Annotated in this window: 16 protein-coding genes; 4 read left to right on the plus strand and 12 right to left on the minus strand. The window is 37.5% G+C overall.

Going from position 1 to position 17,098, the window contains the following annotated elements; all coding sequences use genetic code 11:
• Positions 1-8: 8 nt before the first annotated feature.
• From murG to mraZ, 9 genes are read right to left on the minus strand one after another with little or no spacing between them, the layout of a single operon-like run.
• On the minus strand, positions 9-1,112 hold the full coding sequence (murG, locus tag B8977_RS13795) for an undecaprenyldiphospho-muramoylpentapeptide beta-N-acetylglucosaminyltransferase (RefSeq protein ID WP_084018706.1): 1,104 nt from the start codon (positions 1,110-1,112) through the stop codon (positions 9-11).
• Complete coding sequence (locus B8977_RS13800; RefSeq protein WP_084018709.1) at positions 1,084-2,283, minus strand: FtsW/RodA/SpoVE family cell cycle protein; 1,200 nt, start codon at positions 2,281-2,283, stop codon at positions 1,084-1,086. Before B8977_RS13800 ends, murG begins: the two co-directional genes overlap by 29 nt.
• Before the next feature lie 41 nt (positions 2,284-2,324).
• On the minus strand, positions 2,325-3,659 hold the full coding sequence (gene murD, locus B8977_RS13805; RefSeq protein WP_084018712.1) for a UDP-N-acetylmuramoyl-L-alanine--D-glutamate ligase: 1,335 nt from the start codon (positions 3,657-3,659) through the stop codon (positions 2,325-2,327).
• 1 nt (position 3,660) lies between these two features.
• Complete coding sequence (gene mraY, locus B8977_RS13810) at positions 3,661-4,887, minus strand: phospho-N-acetylmuramoyl-pentapeptide-transferase (protein WP_084018715.1); 1,227 nt, start codon at positions 4,885-4,887, stop codon at positions 3,661-3,663.
• Positions 4,888-4,890: 3 nt separating this feature from the next.
• On the minus strand, positions 4,891-6,351 hold the full coding sequence (locus B8977_RS13815; RefSeq protein ID WP_084018718.1) for a UDP-N-acetylmuramoyl-L-alanyl-D-glutamate--2,6-diaminopimelate ligase: 1,461 nt from the start codon (positions 6,349-6,351) through the stop codon (positions 4,891-4,893).
• 4 nt (positions 6,352-6,355) lie between these two features.
• Positions 6,356-8,323 (minus strand): penicillin-binding protein, encoded by a 1,968-nt coding sequence (locus B8977_RS13820; RefSeq protein WP_084018721.1) that lies wholly within the window; start codon positions 8,321-8,323, stop codon positions 6,356-6,358.
• A complete protein-coding gene (locus B8977_RS13825; RefSeq protein WP_084018933.1) occupies positions 8,307-8,657 on the minus strand; it encodes an FtsL-like putative cell division protein in 351 nt (116 codons plus the stop codon). Before B8977_RS13825 ends, B8977_RS13820 begins: the two co-directional genes overlap by 17 nt.
• A complete protein-coding gene (rsmH, locus tag B8977_RS13830; protein ID WP_084018937.1) occupies positions 8,650-9,558 on the minus strand; it encodes a 16S rRNA (cytosine(1402)-N(4))-methyltransferase RsmH in 909 nt (302 codons plus the stop codon). The genes B8977_RS13825 and rsmH overlap by 8 nt, the downstream gene beginning before the upstream one ends.
• A complete protein-coding gene (gene mraZ / locus B8977_RS13835) occupies positions 9,545-10,012 on the minus strand; it encodes a division/cell wall cluster transcriptional repressor MraZ (protein ID WP_084018723.1) in 468 nt (155 codons plus the stop codon). The genes rsmH and mraZ overlap by 14 nt, the downstream gene beginning before the upstream one ends.
• Positions 10,013-10,247: 235 nt before the next feature.
• Between mraZ and B8977_RS13840 the strand changes: the two genes are divergently transcribed.
• Positions 10,248-11,024 (plus strand): alpha/beta fold hydrolase, encoded by a 777-nt coding sequence (locus B8977_RS13840; RefSeq protein ID WP_084018942.1) that lies wholly within the window; start codon positions 10,248-10,250, stop codon positions 11,022-11,024.
• The gene (gene yihA, locus B8977_RS13845; RefSeq protein WP_084018940.1) at positions 11,021-11,632 is read left to right on the plus strand and encodes a ribosome biogenesis GTP-binding protein YihA/YsxC; all 612 of its coding nucleotides are present in this window, start codon (positions 11,021-11,023) and stop codon (positions 11,630-11,632) included. The genes B8977_RS13840 and yihA overlap by 4 nt, the downstream gene beginning before the upstream one ends.
• Here the strand turns inward: yihA and B8977_RS13850 are convergent.
• Genes B8977_RS13850 through surE form a run of 3 tightly spaced genes read right to left on the minus strand, consistent with a single transcriptional unit; the run spans position 11,629 to position 13,400 of the window.
• Positions 11,629-12,171 (minus strand): inorganic diphosphatase, encoded by a 543-nt coding sequence (locus tag B8977_RS13850; protein WP_084018726.1) that lies wholly within the window; start codon positions 12,169-12,171, stop codon positions 11,629-11,631. The two genes, yihA and B8977_RS13850, sit on opposite strands and share 4 nt — an antisense overlap.
• 14 nt (positions 12,172-12,185) lie before the next feature.
• Positions 12,186-12,602, minus strand: a complete 417-nt coding sequence (gene aroQ, locus B8977_RS13855; RefSeq protein WP_221405790.1) for a type II 3-dehydroquinate dehydratase — start codon at positions 12,600-12,602, stop codon at positions 12,186-12,188.
• Between the two features lie 15 nt (positions 12,603-12,617).
• A complete protein-coding gene (gene surE, locus B8977_RS13860; protein WP_084018737.1) occupies positions 12,618-13,400 on the minus strand; it encodes a 5'/3'-nucleotidase SurE in 783 nt (260 codons plus the stop codon).
• A gap of 108 nt (positions 13,401-13,508) precedes the next feature.
• Between surE and B8977_RS13865 the strand changes: the two genes are divergently transcribed.
• Positions 13,509-15,566 carry a carboxy terminal-processing peptidase gene (locus tag B8977_RS13865; protein WP_245828570.1) on the plus strand — a complete coding sequence of 686 codons (2,058 nt, stop codon included), beginning with the start codon at positions 13,509-13,511 and terminating at the stop codon, positions 15,564-15,566.
• A gap of 129 nt (positions 15,567-15,695) precedes the next feature.
• Positions 15,696-16,808, plus strand: coding sequence for an ABC transporter permease (locus B8977_RS13870; protein ID WP_084018745.1), 1,113 nt, complete (start codon positions 15,696-15,698; stop codon positions 16,806-16,808).
• Positions 16,809-17,098: the final 290 nt, after the last annotated feature.

Here is a 17,098-nt window from a genome sequence, read left to right on the forward strand (position 1 = left end):
ATTCATCATCAGATTAAATTTAAAATTATATCCACAATTTCTTTTGTAGCATGGGGTTTTCCTAGCTTTTTGATACTATCGGAAAGTTCTTTTTGATGATTTTCATTTTGCGCCAAATCCAAAGTTGCATTGACCAATTTCAATGGAACCTCATCGTCTTTGTACATGATTGCCGCATTTTTATCGACCAAAGATTTTGCATTTTTGGTTTGATGGTCTTCTGCCGCAAATGGAAACGGAACCAAAATCACAGGTTTTCCAATCAAACACAATTCCGAAATCGCCATCGCTCCCGCACGCGAAACGATTATATCTGCCGCCGCATAAGCATCCTGCATGTTGTAAATAAATTCAGAAATGTGAATTCCTTCAACATCTTTTGCAGTTTGTTCTTTTATTTTCTGGTATTCCAACTTTCCGGTTTGCCAGATAAGCTGAACATTGTTTTTTTCTAATTCATTAATCCCTTCAATCCAAGCATTGTTCAAAGTTCTTGAACCTTGACTTCCGCCAACTGAAAGAATAACCGTTTTTTCAGGATTTAAACCAAAAGATTCAACCGCTTTATTTCTTTCAGGTAAATTCTGAAATAATTCTGCACGAATCGGATTTCCGGTGTGATGCACTTTTTCTTGTGGAAATTGAGAAATTCCTTCATATGCTGTACAAATCGCAGCTGCACTTTTTGCCAATAATTTATTGGTAATTCCAGGAAAAGAATTCTGTTCCTGAATGACAATCGGAACTCGTTTCGATGCTCTTTTCAACAAAGGACCACTTGCGTATCCGCCCGTTCCAACTGCGATATCCGGTTGAAATTCTCTAACGGTTTTCGAAGCTAGGTTTAAACTTTTGATTAATTTGAAAGGAAAAGAAAAATTAGACAATAAATTTCCACGGTTAATTCCGGCAATTGGCAATCCGATAATCGGATAACCTGCTTTCGGAACTTTTTCCATTTCCATTTTGCCTTCAGCTCCTACAAATAAAATATCTGCATCGGGCAAACGGCGTTTGATTTCGTCTGCAATCGCAATTGCAGGGTAAATGTGACCACCGGTTCCTCCTCCGCTGATGATAATTTTAGGCGATATCCTGGATAATTGCTTCACTGTTTCTTTTTTCTTCTAATTCAATTTCTTCCGGCGATTTGATTGCGCGGCTCACACTCAAAATAATCCCAAACGCTATACACGTTACCCAAAGGGCCGTCCCCCCATAACTGATCATCGGCAGCGGTTGTCCCGTTACCGGAAATAAATTTACCGCTACCCCCATGTTGATTAACGCCTGAAATATCACAGGCAAGCCGACGGCAAAGACGAGTAATGTCCCAAAAAATGTATGGATTTTGGTGGCGATGATCATGATTCTAAACAATACCAAAAGGAAAAGGAAGAGCAATAATGCGCCTCCGAACATTCCGTATTCTTCTACTATAATTGCATAAATAAAGTCAGATGATGACTGCGGTAAAGTATGTTTGAACACACTTTTTCCCGGCTGCAGATTAAAAACACCTCCACGGTTGATGGCAGCTTTTGCATGTTGAACCTGGTAAGATGCTAATCCGTCATCGTTGGAAAAATTGTCAATTCTTGATTTCCATGTATGCACACGTGAATTGGGAATCATATCTGCATAATTAAATGCAACAAAAACGAAAATTCCTCCGGCGACAATTCCTGTAGTTAAAATTCCTAATAAAAATTTAAGCGGAAATCCACCCAAAAACAGAAGCGTCATCGCCATTACAAAAAGCATGGCAGCGGTAGAACCGTTTGCAGGGAAAATTAATCCGATAATGACAAACATCGGGAAGAAAAGCGGAAAAATCGTTTCCGAAAACTTTACTTGTTTGTTTCTGATTTTGGTTAAATACCTTGCGATATAAACCAATAAAACCATCGAAGCAAAAGTCGAAGTCTGAATCGTAATCGAAGTTCCCGGCAGCTTTAACCAACGCGCAGCGTTTGCGCCGTCAATAGTCGTCCCCTGTACCAAAGTCGCTACCAGCATGATGAATACGATGGGCAATCCGAGCAACGCAATTCCTCCGAAATATTTATAATCCACTCTTTGCAGCGTCACTATGATAATTACTCCAATAATCAAAAAGAATGCATGCTTTCCAATGTGCGAAAACACCGATCCTGAACCTACTGTATAAACCAAGTTTGAACTTGCCGAATATACCGGCAAAAATGAAAAGATAGCCAAAAACACTATGAATGCCCATAGGTATTTGTCTCCTTTAATGTATCTTTTCAAAAATGCTAACATCTTATTTTTCGTTTTGCGAAATTCGAATTTCGAGTTTCTAATTATAAATTTTTAATTTCTTTTTTGAATTGATTTCCCCTGTCTTCGTAATTTTCGAACAAATCAAAACTTGCACAAGCCGGTGAAAGTAAAACCGTATCGCCTTTTTTGCCTAACATATAAGCTGCACGAACAGCGTCCTGCATCGATTTTGTTTCGACGATGTTATCCACCAAACCTTCAAATGCGGAAAGGATTTTGGAATTGTCAAGCCCCAAACACACAATCGCACGTACTTTCTTTTTCACTAAAGGAATTAAATCCGAATAGTCATTTCCTTTATCAGTTCCACCTACGATCCAAACGGTCTGCGTATTCATGCTTTCCAAAGCATAATAAGTTGCATTGACGTTGGTGGCTTTTGAGTCGTTGATGAATTCAATCCCACCAATTTTCAAAACGGTTTCCAATCTGTGTTCAACTGCTGTGAAGTCAGACAAGCTTCTTTTGATGGTGTCTTTTCTTATTTTTAAAATATTGGCTGCCGTTGCTGCTGCCATTGTGTTTGCAACGTTGTGTCTTCCACGAAGTGAAAATTCTGATATAGAAAGTTTCAATTCATAGGGATAATTTACATGAACATTTGAGTCATCTGCATAAGTTCCATCTTGCATTTCTGTATTCATAGAATATGGTATTTTTTTAGCGTTTGTGTTAATTTCTTTTAATAATTCTACCGTTGTATCGTCGTCAAAATTGTACACGAAATAATCTTCGTGGGTTTGGTTTTCAGTTATTTTAAATTTGGAACGTGCATAGAGTTCCAGTTTGTAATCGTATTGATCTAAATGATCGGGGGTAATGTTCAATAAAATCGCGATATAAGGTTTAAATGTCGCCACATCATCCAATTGAAAGCTACTGATTTCCAATACATAATAATCGTAAACATCATCCACAACTAACTGCGCAAAACTTTTCCCGATGTTTCCACCTAAACCGACATTCAATCCTGCTTGTGTCAAAATGTGATAAACAAGTGAAGTCGTTGTGGTTTTACCATTGCTTCCTGTAACTGCGATGATTTTCGCTTCTGTATATCTTGAAGCAAATTCAATTTCAGAAACCACAGGAATATTTTTAGAATTCAATTGCAGAATTAAATCTGCTTTTTTAGGAATTCCAGGACTTTTCACGACCAAATCCGCATTCAGTATTTTTTCTTCGGTATGAAATCCTTCTTCAAATTCGATTGAATTTTCAATGAGCGTATTTTTATATTCATCTTTTAAATTGCCTTTGTCTGACAAAAAAACTTCAAAACCGTGTTTCTTTCCTAAAAGCGCAGCACCGACTCCGCTTTCTCCACCACCTAATATCACCAATCGCTCTTTCATTTTATCTCATTTTTAAAGTGATGACACAAGCAACTGCGAGGATAAATCCGATGATGACCATGCGGTTTACGATTTTGCTTTCGTGGTAACCTTCTTTTTGGTAATGATGATGCAAAGGTGACATCAGGAAAATCCTGCGACCTTCACCAGATTTCTTTTTGGTATATTTGAAATAAGAAACCTGAAGCATTACCGATAAACTTTCTGCGAAGAAAATTCCGCAAAGTACCGGAAGCATTAATTCTTTTCTTACGATAATAGCAATGACAGCAATCAACCCACCAATAGTCAAACTTCCTGTGTCTCCCATAAAAACCTGTGCCGGATAAGTATTGTACCACAAAAATCCAATCAATCCTCCGATAAATGCAGTACAGAAAATCACTACTTCCTCTGTTCTCGGTATAAATACAATATTGAGATAATCCGCAAAAATGATATTCCCTGAAACGAATGCAAACAGCGCCAAAGCGGCAACAATGATGACCGAAGAACCCGCTGCTAGACCGTCAATTCCATCAGTTAAATTTGCTCCGTTGGATACGGCTGTGATGATGAAAATTACGGCAAGCAAATAAACAATCCATTCATATTTTAATTTCCCGGACTCATCCATCCAGAAAAGTAATTTCCCATAATTGAATTCATTATTTTTCAAAAAAGGAACGGTTGTATCTAAACTTTTTTCTTCTTGACCGAATTTAATAATCTGATTACCAATTACTTTCCCTTGCTCAACCGGGACCTGATGTTTCACAGTCACATCCGGACTAAAATAAATCATGGCTCCTACAAATAATCCTAATCCAACCTGACCTAAAACTTTGAATTTTCCTTTAAGCCCTTCTTTATTTTTTCTAAAAACTTTGATGTAATCGTCAATAAACCCAATCGCACCTAACCAGACCGTTGACACTAAAAGAATGATGATGTAAATATTGTTCAATTTCGCAAACAACAAAACCGGAATGATCGTCGCCAAAATGATGATGACCCCACCCATTGTCGGCGTTCCCTGTTTTTCTTTTTCGCCTACTAATCCTAAATCACGAACGGTTTCTCCCAATTGTTCACGACGTAAATAATTGATGATTTTTTTACCGAAAAACAAAGCAATCAACAATGCCGTAAGCACCGCCATTCCTGCTCGGAACGAGGTATATTGGAACATTCCCGAACCCGGAATGTTGAATTGTTTGTCTAGAAAATCGAATAAATAGTATAACATAAATTATTTATTGAGCTGATTACTTAATTCTTGTGCTGTTTCCAAATCGTCAAAATGATGTTTCACACCTTTGATTTCCTGATAAGTTTCGTGACCTTTTCCGGCAATCAAGATGATATCGCCTTTTTCAGCCATTTTGTAAGCTGTTTTTATCGCTTCTTTTCTATCGGTAATTTTCAAAGTTCTATTGTAAAATTGCGGTTCTACGCCGGCTTCTACTTCTTTTAAAATTTCTTCCGGATCTTCGCTTCTTGGATTGTCCGAAGTGAAAATTGCCAATTCCGACATTCTCGCTGCCATTTTCCCCATTTCAGGGCGTTTCGTTCTATCTCGATCGCCGCCACAACCTACAATTGTGATTAGTTTTTCGTTTCGGGTTCTGATATTTTGAATCGTATTTAAAACATTTTCCAAAGCATCGGGCGTATGCGCATAATCTATAATCGCAACAATTCCTCCCTGAGATTTGAAAGTCTGGAATCTTCCGTCCACATTTTTCAATTTGCTCAAATGTGTCAAAACTTCTTCTTGATCAATTCCCAAAAGAATTGCAATACTATAAACCGCCAATAAATTATAAGCGTTGAACTGTCCAATCAGCGGCGTCCAAAATTCTTTTCCATCCAGCAAAAGCAACATTCCGTCAAATTGATTTTCAAGAATTTTTGCCTTGAAATCTGCATCCGTTTTTAACGCGTATGAATATCTTTTTGCAGCTGAATTCTGAAGCATCACTACTCCGTTTTTATCATCCAAATTGGTCAACGCTAAAGCTGATTTTGGTAATTCATCAAAGAATTTCTTTTTGGCTTTGATGTATTCTGCAAAAGTTTTGTGGTAATCTAAATGGTCGTGCGTTATATTGCTGAAAACTCCGATTTGAAAGTGTAATCCTGCAATTCTGTTTTGATGAATTCCGTGTGAACTTACTTCCATCACCGCAAATTCACAACCTTTTTGAACTGCTTCGCTAAAGATTTTGTTCAAAGTCAAAATATTAGGTGTCGTGTGTGAAGATGGATATTCGTTTCCATGAACTAAAATTCGAATGGTCGAAATTAAAACCGTCGCATAACCCAAAGATTCCAACAAGTTATAAGTCAAAGTTGAAGTTGTGGTTTTTCCGTTCGTGCCGGTAATCCCGATCAATTTTAATTTTTCGGTTGGATTATCGTATAAGTTCGAAGCAATAATTCCCAATGCGATGGAAGAATTGGCAACGACAACGTAAGTTACATTTGGATTAATTTCCTCCGGTTTTCTTTCGCAAACAATAGTGATGGCTCCGCTTTCAATGGATTTTTGAATGAAATCATGACCGTCAACTTGTGTTCCGGATTGTGCCACAAATAAAGTTCCCTTTTGAATTTTTCTTGAATCAAATTCAACCGACAGTATTTCAGAATCAACGTTTCCGATGATTTCGATCAGTTCAACTTTATATAGTAAATCCTTTAACTTCATAATTCTATCCTTCCAAAGTCAAATAAATTGTTTCACCTTTTCTAAATCCTGCACCAGCGGGAATGGATTGTGCGGTCACTTTTCCGATTCCGGAATACCTTACATCCAATCCTAAATTTTCCAAAGCCGGAATTACATTTACACCACTTTTTCCCACCACGTTTGGAATGCGGTTGCTTTCGTGGTTAGGTTTGAATTTGGGATCTGTTTTTATCGTTTTCTCCACATCAACCAAAAGCGGCGCGTACGGAATCGGTTGCGGCGTTCGCGAATAAACCCAGTCCGCAATTTTCTTGAAAACCGGTGCTGTCACACCTCCACCGTAATAACCTTTCCTTCTATCCGGTTTATGAATTACCACCACGCAAGTATATTTTGGATTGTTTGCCGGAAAAAACCCTGCGAATGAAGCACGGTATTGCATCGGTTGATTTTTGATCCAATATTCTACACGTGAGGTTCCCGTTTTACCTGCGATTTCATAATGTTCGGTAAAAATATTTTTCGCCGTTCCTGCAGAAACTGCTTTTTCAAGCATTTTCGTAACAGCCTCTATATTTTCCGGAGAAGCCATTTGCTTAACTAGAACCTGTGGTTTAAATTCTTTCAGCTCTCCGTTATTTTTTTCAATTTTATCGATAAATAAAGGTTTTAGCATCATTCCGCCATTGGCAATTCCATTGTAAAAAGTCAAAACCTGTAAAGGCGTCATTTTGAATCCGTACCCATAAGACATCACCGGTAAAGTAATTTTACTCCAGTTCGGATCAGTTGGCGAATGAAACTGCGGAACCGCTTCGCCAGGAATATCGATTTCCATCGGTCTGGTTAAATGCCATTTTGCCAATTGGTCAAAATATTCCTGCGGCTCGCTTCCATAAGCTTCATTGATCAATTTTGCAGTTCCGATGTTTGAAGATTTAATCAAAACACCTTCCACCGTCAATGTTCCGTTTCCGTGTGTATCAGTAATCGTTCTGTTGTAAATTCTGTATCGTCCATTCCCTGTCTGAACTTGGGTTTCCGGTCTAAATTTTCCATTTTCCAATCCCGCCAAAATAGAAATCGTTTTGAAAGTTGAACCCGGCTCAGCTCCTTCCCCTACTACATAATTTAATCTGTCTGAATAAATGCTGTCGGTTACTTTTTGAAGATTGACAATCGCTTTAATTTTCCCTGTTGCAACTTCCATCACCGCCACACAACCGTGATCAGCATTGAATTGAACCAATTGATCGTGCAAAGCGGCATAAGCTGCAATCTGCATTCCCGCATCAATAGTTGTGTAAACATTAAATCCTTCAATCGGTTCCTGCTCCCAGGATTTGAATGGCTTCCACTTTCCTCCACCCATGAATTGCTCCCATCTTTTACCTTCCGTTCCTTGAAGATATGTAGAATAAGCACCTTCCATTCCGGTTTTTCCCCTTTGGTCGTCGTAACCAATTGTTCGCGCACCCACATCTTTTAAAACCAATTCTCTTCTTGGCTTTGTTTCATGGATTATTCCGCCCTTATTTTGTCCTTTGTTGAAAATCGGAAATGATTTTAATCTTTGGTATTCGTCGTAATCCAAACCTTTAATCAAAGTCATGTAACGGTTTTTCTTTCTGCGCTCTGTTCTGAATTTATTTTCGAAATAAGAAGCCGGTTTTGGGAACATTTTAGCCAAAGAATCAGAAAGAACTCCTACTTCAGCATCAAATAATTCATCATCAATTACAGTTAAATCAACATAAACATTGTGAATTGTAACGGTTGTCGCCAACAAATCTCCGCCTGAAGCATATAAATTTCCACGTTCCGATTGCTCAGTTGACAATCGAAAACTTTGCTGAGCAAATTCTTCCAATTCAGCGCCTTCTGACACACGAATCTGAATCATGGAATAAATAATCCCAAATGCAATCAGCAGTAAAAAAGCGGAAATCAGATATCCGCGCATCAAAATATGTTTACGGTTGGCTATCATATACTTTCTTTATTAATACATAGGGTTGTTCTTCAGTCAAACTAATCCCTATGGACGCTGACTGTCTGATGATTTCAGGCTCCAATTGCAAACCCATTAAGAGTCTGTGCGCATCTGTATATTGAGATTTTAAACTGGAAACCTCTTCATCCAATTTATTAATTTGAACTACTTTTTTGTCAATCCAATGCGAACTTGAAATACTGATAAATGCCAATAACATCAAAAACATAACAAAACGCCAGTTCTGCATAGAACCGTCATCCACCAAAAATTTCCCTTTGAGGATATCTTTGACAGAAATATTGCTTTTTGTATTTTTTCTTTTAGCCATTGGTTTCATTTTTAACAGCTATACGCATTTTTGCACTCCTTGCTCTTGGGTTGGTTTTAATTTCTTCGGCGGTCGGAACAATCACTTTTGACTGAAGGGTTTTGAAAGGTGCAGACCAATTTCCAAAAACATCCCGCTCCGGATCACCTTCAAACATTCCGGTTTTCATATATCTTTTTACCAAACGATCTTCTAACGAATGGTAAGAAATCACCACCAAACGACCGCCGTCTTCGATCACTTCTCCACACTGCATCAACATTTCACGCAGGGAGGCCATTTCGTCGTTAACTTCAATTCGCAATGCCTGAAACAATTGCGCAAAGAATTTGTTCTCTATATTTTTTGGGATGTAACTGAAAATTCCTTTCAGTTGATTTATTGAATTAATTTTCTGTGAACTGCGAAAGGCAACGACTTCTTTTGCCATTCTACGTGAATTTTTCAATTCACCATAGTAATAGAAAATTTCAGCTAATTTTTCTTCTTCATACTCATTCAAAATCAACTTAGCCGTCAATTTTGCGCTTTGGTTCATGCGCATATCCAATTCTCCATCAAAACGGGTAGAAAAACCACGTTCAGGCGTATCGAACTGATGCGAAGAAACACCCAAATCTGCCAAAACGCCAGCAACTTTTTTAATCTTCAGAAATCTTAAATTATTTTTCAAATACCTGAAATTCTGCATCACGAGCTGAAATCTGGAATCATCAATCAAATTTCTTTGCGCATCTTCATCTTGGTCAAAAGAAATTAATTTTCCTTCTTCCTTTAGTCTATTCAAAATTTCACGCGAGTGACCACCGCCACCAAAAGTACAATCAACATAAATCCCGCTGGAATCATGAATCAATTCACTCACACTTTCGTCTAATAAAACAGGATTATGATATTCCATTTTCATTCTTATTTCCCATTACCTCTTCCGCCAATTGCGCGAAATCATATTCATCTACATTCACAGATTGCTCATACTTTTCTTTGTCCCAAATCTCAATCACATTGATTGAAGAAGAGAGTACCACATCTTTGGAAATCCCGGCAAAAGCAACCAAATCTTTAGCAATTTGAATTCTGCTGTTCCCGTCAATTTCCACCACTTTTACACCCGCGGTAAACTGTCGGATGAAATCGTTGTTCTTTTTAACGAAACGATTCAGCTGATTTATTTCCGACATTACCTTATTCCACTCGCTCATCGGGTGCAATTCCAAGCAATTTTGAAACACAGAACGCTTCAGCACAAAACCTTCTTCCATTACCGTAAGGAGCTGTTTTTTAAGCCCTACCGGTAAAGGAAGCCGTCCTTTTGCATCTACTTTGCATTCATATGTTCCAATCAGTGGATTCAAATAAAAAATTTTATCAAAAATATAAACTTTTTACCACAATTTCCCACAAATTACCACTTTGTTGAAAACTTTTACCACCTTTCTACACAAAAACAATTCATTTCATCATCAAATCTGCTATTGATAAGAACTTCAACTTATTAACTCATTTTTACATATATTAAATTTTAACAGAAATTGAATTTTTAATTATTATATGACAGAAATCGCTATTTTTGTGTCACAACAAAGGAAAATGCTGATAAAACTCAAGAGGTCGAAAAAATTTTCATACATCGAAGAAGGAGAAGGAGTACCTATTGTATTGCTCCATGGTTTAATGGGAGAATTGAGTAATTTCAGTTCGCTTACCAATCATTTTTCGACTCAAGGTTACAAAATATTTGCCCCAAAATTACCCATTTACAGCTATCCGCTGCTTAGTACAAATGTTTCGAGTATTGCAAAATTTGTAGCTCGATTTCTGAAAGAAGTTGTTCAGGAACCTGCTATTTTAGTCGGAAATTCTTTGGGTGGACATTTAGGTTTAGTTGTAACCCACAAACATCCTGAGCTGGTAAGAGCATTGTGCCTTACCGGAAGTTCAGGTTTGTATGAAAAATCTTTTGGGGAAACTTTCCCGAAGCGTGGTGATTATGATTATGTACTTCGCAAAACACAAGAAGTTTTTTATGACCCTGCGGTGGCAACGAAAGAAATCGTAGATGATGTTTTTGAAACTGTAAATGACAGAAAAAAAGCCATCAAAACGCTTTACATCGCGAGAAGTGCCATCAAACACAACATGAAAAATGATTTGAAAGAAATTCAGACGCCTGTTTGTTTGATTTGGGGAAAACAAGATGGTGTGACACCACCTGAAGTTGCTGTGGAATTCAATGAAGGCTTGCCTAATTCATCTTTGTACTGGATCGATAAATGTGGTCATGCGCCGATGATGGAGCATCCTGAAGTTTTCAATGAACTTTTGAACGATTGGCTTCAAGAGAAAAAAATAACTGCAAAAGGATGAATGTAAAAGCAGAATTCATCAAAAGCGCTCCAAAATGGACCGAATGCCCTGAACCGAACATCCCTGAATACGCTTTCATCGGACGATCAAATGTTGGAAAATCTTCATTGATCAATATGCTTGCAGATAAAAAAGATTTGGCAAAAACTTCCGGAACTCCAGGAAAAACACAGTTGCTGAATGTTTTTTTGATGAATGAAAAATGGTACCTGATGGACTTACCGGGATTTGGATACGCGCGTGTTTCGAAAGTAAAACGCGGGGAATTTCAGAAAATGATTACCAATTACCTGACGCAACGCCCTAATTTGATCAATACATTTATATTGATTGACTGTAGAATTCCACCACAGAAAATCGATTTGGAATTTATGGAGTGGATGGGCGAAAACCAGATTCCGTTTTCGATGGTTTTCACCAAAATAGATAAGATCAGCAGCGCGGCTTTGCAAAAAGCATTGCTTCATTATAGAAAAGAAATGCTAAAAACCTGGGAATCGATGCCGCAGGTTTTTACCACTTCCGCTACCGGTCGCATCGGCAGACTTGAACTTTTGAATTACATCAATACAATTAATGAACAGTTAGAAGGTCAATTTAAAAATTAACCCTCAAAAGTTTCTTCATATAATTTAAAGGCGTCCTGTAATATCTCCAAAGCAATTTCTCTGCCTAAGAAATCTTCTACCACAACGGCTTTATTTTCTAATTTTTTATAATCTTCAAAGAATGCTCTCAATTCCAAGACGGTATGTGGAGGCAATTCTGAAATATCATTTAAGTGGTTTACACTCGGATCACCAGCGCTTACTGCGATCAATTTATCATCCGCTTCACCACCATCCAACATACGCATCACACCTATGATTTTTGCAGGAACGATACAAAGTGGAACTACGTCAATCTGCGTCAAAATCAAAATATCCAACGGGTCTTTGTCGTCACAATATGTTTTCGGGATGAATCCGTAATTCGCCGGATAATACATAGATGAATAAATCACACGATCCAAAATCAACATTCCGCTTTCTTTGTCCAATTCATATTTGGCACGCGTTCCTTTTGGAATCTCAATGATTCCCTTCACTACATCAGGCAGGTTGGTTCCCGGCGTCACATCATGCCAGGGATTAAATTGTTCTTTCATTATTATTATTTATTCTATTTTATTAATTTTTCTATTGCCAATTTGTATCCGTTCAATCCTTTTCCAGAAATGATTTCTATACAATTTTCTCCCGTAAGTGAAATTTTTCTGAAATCTTCTCTTGCATAAATGTCAGAGATATGCACTTCAATCACAGGGATGGAAATCGCTTTTACCGCATCTGCCAATGCATAAGAATAATGTGTCAAAGCGCCTGCATTCAAAACAATTCCATCATAATTAAATCCGATTTCGTGTAATTTATCAATCAAATCACCTTCATGATTCGATTGAAAATAATGCATGGAAACTTGGGGAAATTCTTTTCTTAAAGATTCAAAATATTCCTCAAACGAAACATTTCCGTAAATTTCAGGCTCTCTTTTTCCCAATAAATTAAGATTGGGTCCGTTGATGATTTGAATCTGAATCATTTTTTAATTAATTTATAAATCCCACTGATTTAAATCTGAAATGAAATGATGCGCAGTCATGTCATACTGAATGGGAACGACTGAAACATAACCTTCGCTCAAAGCATTTTCATCCGTATCTTCTCCTTTGTCCAAATTCACAAATTCTCCCGTCAACCAATAATATGACCTTCCGCGCGGATCTTTTCTTTCATCATAACTTTCTTTCCAAACTGCATTTGCTTGGCGGCAAGCTTTGATTCCTTTGATTTGTTCTTTCGGTAATTTCGGGATGTTTACATTGAGAATCATTCCTTTCGGCATTTCCTTTTCGATGGATTCTCTTACAATTTTTTGGATGAATTCTTTCGCTGCATAAAAATCTGCACTATACGAAAAATCAGAAAGTGAAAAACCGATTGCCGGAATTCCTTCTATTCCCGCTTCAACAGCTGCCGACATCGTTCCCGAATAAATCACATTGATTGAAGAATTGGAACCATGATTGATTCCTGACACACAAATGTCCGGTATTCTTGGCAATATTTTAGTGATAGCAAGTTTCACACAATCTACCGGCGTTCCCGAACAAGCCCATTCTCTGTCTTTCTGAGGTCCGTCGTCGATTCTGATTTTCTCGCAAAACAAAGTCGAGTTAATTGTGATTGCGTGCCCCATACCGCTTTGCGGACTGTCCGGAGCCACTACATACACATCTCCTATTTCGTTCATCATGTCAATCAGAGCACGTATTCCGGGCGCGGTGATTCCGTCATCATTTGTTACAAGAATAAGTGGTTTTTCGTGTGGATTCATTTATATTTGTGCGTTTGAGTCCGCAAAGTTAATCAAACTATTTTTGGCTTTATATTTGTGTGGCACAAATAACATAAATTTATATTCAATAAAAAGGCTTTTATGCTGATGAAAAAAACATTCATACTCCTATCCTTTCTGTCAATGTGTTTTTTGGCATTCTGTTTCTGTACTCCTGATTTGGGTACAGACGATTCCAAAATCAAAACCATTATCAAAAATGTCAGAAATACACTTACCTATATGCACTATCGCCCTCAGCAGATAGACGATAATTTCTCGGAAGATGTTTTCAAAATGTATTTGGAAAAAGTCGATCCGTCAAAAAGATATTTTTTAAAATCCGATTTTGAACATTTCAAAAAAGACATCCACAATTTAGATGATTATTTCAACAACCAGGATTTAACTTTTTACCATTCAACGGTTGATACGATTTATAAAAGAATTTCCGAAACAAAAGCTTATTCAGATGAAATTTTGAAAAAACCATTTGATTTCACAACTGAAGAAGATTTACTAATTGGCGATGATTTGATCCAATATGCAGCTGACAAAAAAGAAGCAAAAGAACTTTGGAGAAAATATTTAAAATACAACACTTTGCTTGAACTAGTGCGTCTACAAGAGGATTCTACCAATGTAAAAAAAGCATTCAAAGACCTTGAAAAGGAAGCAAGAGAAAAAGTTGCAGAAAATACAACTGATTTTTTCCGCCGCATGGAAAAGAGAAAAAAAGACGAATACCTGACTTTATACATCAATTCATTTACAGAAAAGTATGACCCGCACACCAGTTATTTTTCTCCACAAGACAAAGATGATTTTGATGTAAGCATCTCTGGACAGTTGGAAGGAATCGGTGCGAGACTACAAGACAAAAAAGGAAATGCAACTATCATGGAGCTTGTGATTGGCGGACCGGCTTGGAAAGACGGACAATTGGAAGTAGGTGACCAAATCACACATGTAAAACAAAAAGGTGAAGATCCTGTAAACATCGTAGGAATGTTATTGGACGAAGCCATCCGACACATCAGAGGTAAAAAAGGAACTGAAGTTATTTTGACTGTAAAGAAAAAGGATGGTTCTATCAAAGACATCAAATTGATTCGTGATGTAATCGAGCAGGAAGAAGTTTTTGCAAGAAGTGCAGTCATCGAAGACGGTGGCGACAAATACGGTGTGATTTATCTTCCTGAATTTTACACCAATTTCAATGACAAAAACGGACGCGATCCTTCAGATGATATTTCAAAAGAAATCATAGAGCTAAAGAAAGAAAACATCAAAGGTTTGATTTTTGACCTTCGTTACAACGGCGGTGGCTCATTGGAAGAAGTAGTTGAAATCGCAGGATTGTTTATCCCCAAGGGGCCTATCGTACAGGTTCGCAGAAGCGACGGACAGATGAAAGTACACGAAGACAGAGACCCTTCTGTTTTATATGACGGACCGCTTGTGATCATGGTCAACGAACTTTCGGCTTCGGCTTCGGAAATCTTGGCTGCTGCAATGCAGGATTACGGAAGAGCCGTAATCATTGGAAGCAACAAAACTTACGGAAAAGGAACCGTTCAGACGTTCATTCCGCTTGACCAGCACACCTACAACCCGGATGAATACGGTTCTTTGAAATTGACCATTCAGAAATTTTACCGTGTAAACGGAGGTTCGACTCAGTTACGCGGGGTTACACCGGACATCACACTTACAGATATGCTTACTTATGCCGACATCAGCGAAGGAAAAGCGCACGATGCCTTGCCTTGGGATCAAATCAAAGCAGTCAAATTTGACAGATGGGCAGCCAAGTTCAACATAGATGATGTGAAGGCCAAAAGTGCAAACCGTTTAAAAGGAAATGCTTATCTGGATTTAATGGAAAAAGGCGCAAGATATTACCAGGATTTGGATAAAATTGACCGTTTCCCTTTAAACCTGGAAAAATACAAAGCAGACCGAAAAATGAGAGAAGACAAATCAAAACAATTTGATTCTATCGACAAATACAAAACAAGATTGAAAATCAAATCTCCGGCTTATGAATTGCCAAAACTTGATCAAGACACAATCTTAGGGACAAGAAGAAAGAACTGGCACAAAGATTTATCCAATGATTTCTATTTAGAAGAATCGGTAAATGTTTTGAAGGACATTTCTTAAAAGAATGTAAGTAGGATGATTTAGACTAGAAGTTCTTATTTATTCCTTTCAATTACATAAAAAAGATAAAGATGACGGTTTCAGATGTATTAATTATATTTGAAACCGTTATTATTTAATACGAAATAAATGTCGCAAGAGTCCGGTTCGTTTAGTCAAACAGCAATCCGAAAAATCAAAAAAAATCCTTTGGGAATAATTTCTTTAGGATTGATTGTGGCAGCGGCATTAATTACCATTTTCTCTTATGGTTTATCCAAAGATAAAGTTGAAAATGCAAATCAGCAAAACGTAATCCTCGCGCACAAACCGATGGGTTATACTCAAAAGTTGATTGAAGTTCCCTTGGCAAATCATTCAGACAAATCTACTTTGAAAGATTTCTTTTTGGGAAAACAGGTTGATGTTGACCAGATTGCCATCACTTCATACGAAATAGAATCAGATTCCATTTCTTATGTACCTTATTTAGGAGACGGACTAGCCGGAGAAATTGTAAAAATCTCACTGAAAGAATGGACAGAAAAAGGGATTTCCATAGATAAGATAGAAAAGGATTTCATTTACACACAATCCTACTGGTTTGGGACCGACAGCTACGGACGCGATTTTTATTCAAGATTAATTATCGGCACACGGATTTCATTTTTAATTGGATTCATAGCCGTTTTCATTTCACTTATTGTAGGCATTCCGATGGGCGCAATTGCAGGTTATTACCGCGGAAGAGTAGATGATGTGATTATGTGGCTCATCAATGTTGTCTGGTCAATTCCTACTTTATTATTGGTAATTGCAATTACACTTGCTTTGGGAAAAGGATTCTGGCAGATTTTTGTCGCAGTCGGATTGACCATGTGGGTGGAAGTTGCAAGGGTAGTTCGTGGACAATTCATCAGTTTCAGAGAGAAAGAATTTGTAGAAGCTGCACGTGCCTTGGGATTCAGCGACCGAAGAATTATTTTCAAGGAAATTTTACCCAATATATTGGCTCCTGTAATTGTAATTTCAGCTGCAAATTTTGCTTCGGCAATATTAGTAGAAAGCGGTTTGAGTTTTCTGGGAATCGGAGCACAACCTCCTACTCCCTCTTGGGGAAATTTGATTAAAGAAAATTATTCACACATCATCATCGGACAGGCGCATTTGGCTTTGTTTCCGGGTGTAGCGATTCTTATCCTTGTCCTCGCGTTCAATGTTTTTGGAAATGTGTTGAGAGATGCATTTGATGTAAGACAATAGAGTATAAGTTAAATGTTTCCGAATTTAGACTTCGAAATTTATACTTATAAATAGATTTATTCAAAAAATTTATTGTAGAAATTTTAATTACTGTAGCGTTGAACCTTGGGTTCAACGCTAATAGTAATTTGTTAGTAGAGAGGTTTGCCTTACGGCTGGGTTTTCATAGCGGTTTGGTTATTAGATTGATGCAAATATGGGGTAGATATTCAAAACTGAAAAGAGGATTTCTCCTGTATTTTTGAAGATTTTTCCTATGCGAAATACAGGAAAAATCCTGTATTTTATTT

Origin of the sequence: Moheibacter sediminis (genome assembly GCF_900176425.1) — a bacterium.
Classification (GTDB): Bacteria; Bacteroidota; Bacteroidia; order Flavobacteriales; family Weeksellaceae; genus Moheibacter; species Moheibacter sediminis.